We start from the raw sequence: 1,479 nt of genomic DNA on the forward strand, positions 1-1,479 counted from the left end.
TATCGCCATGGCAAGCTTTACCTGCTGCTTCATTCCTGTCGAGAGTTTACGGGTCGGCTTGTCGAGATATGGGGAGATTCCGAGGGAGCTGCAGAGCGAGTCGATGTCGGCGGCCGATTTCCACGCCTCCCTAACGAAAGCAAGGTGCTCGAGGGCCGATAGCGTGGGGTAGAGATCCGCGCCGCCCGAAGAGCTCAGGTAGACGAGTTCTGCAAATTCGGCTGATCGACGTTGGCTGATTCCGTCTGCCGCCAGGCTTCCCGAGCGGATGCGGGTGGGAAATTGGCCCGACAGCGCTTCAAGAAGGGTGGTTTTCCCCGAGCCGTTGGGAGCAACGAGGCCCGCCGCCGTTCCCGGGCTCAGGAAAAGCGACCCGATTGAAAGTATCGTCGTGCTTCCGTATCCCACGCTCGCGTCCAGAAGCTCGAGCCCATGGCGCTTTTTCGCGGGTCCAGGCTGTTTGGGGGAACGTGTCGCAACGGCGCCGACCGCAAAAAGGACCGCGACGTATGCCAGGGCCACGGCAAGCATCGATGCGCTGCCTGAACCGGAGCCAATGAATTCTGTCGGGAAGCATCCTACGTAACCCGTTGCCTCGATAGGCGAGAATACGGGCAGTGGCAGGAGCCCGAGCACGGCATTATGCCCTAGTGCCGAATCGGACAGTAACGGGAATGCCGGGGCCGCGACAAGCAGCGCGGAGGTAAGGGGGCCCGCGAGGACGCGCCTCGTTGCGGTCGATAGGACGGCGGAGCAAACGGATATCAAGGTTCCGCCCGCAAGCAGCGCGAGAAGCAGGGCTGTGAAGACGTTTCCCGCGGTCGTGGTGGCAAGCGCGCCGTCATGGAAGAAGGCGATCGGGTACCCAATTTGCCCGAAGCCGTTTAGGGCCAAGGCGTAAATGCCCCCGGGTGCGAGGCCGGCGAGGAGCATCGCGGTCCCCGCGGCGATTATCGAAAACACGATCTGGATAAGGCGCCGGAATTTGGGCGCGGGCGCCTTTGCCGCCAGGGTCCCGGGCCTTGTGGCGCCGAGCACGAGTATCGACGAGAGAAGGAAGGGGATGAAGGGAAGGAAAGACGGCGCCGTGGCAATGGCGTAAGGCAGGAAGGAAAGGAATGGCAGGTCGTTTGCGGAGGCCGGGATATCCGTGATGCCGGAGCTGCTCAGGGCACGGCAATATGCGAGCGCTGCGTCATTGGTCTCTCGGTCTCCCACGATGGACCCGGATTGGAAGCCTTCGCCCATGAGCGCGTAGTAGCTCTCGGCAGAATCGAGAAAGGCGGCGTCGGTTTGAGCGGCAAGGGCGGCGTTCGCGTATCTTGCAAGCTCCGCGTCATTTTGCTGCTCTGGAGATAGGTCTGTGCCGCTGGCCTGGGGCGCGCGCGTATTGAATGCGTCGACAAAGCTCTGCATGCCCTGTTTCATAAAGAAGGGCCCGTAGATGGGTGAATTGAACGCAATGGGGACGGAAAAGGC

The 1,479-nt window shown here is 61.9% G+C and carries 1 protein-coding gene; it reads right to left on the reverse strand.

Annotated features, from left to right (window positions below; translation table 11 throughout):
• On the reverse strand, nucleotides 1–1,428 hold a 1,428-nt coding region (locus PMW70_RS09675; RefSeq protein ID WP_271744735.1), incomplete at its 3' end, for an ATP-binding cassette domain-containing protein.
• Between the last annotated feature and the right edge of the window lie 51 nt (nucleotides 1,429–1,479).

Origin of the sequence: Collinsella aerofaciens (genome assembly GCF_028209625.1) — a bacterium.
GTDB lineage: Bacteria > Actinomycetota > Coriobacteriia > Coriobacteriales > Coriobacteriaceae > Collinsella > Collinsella aerofaciens_AM.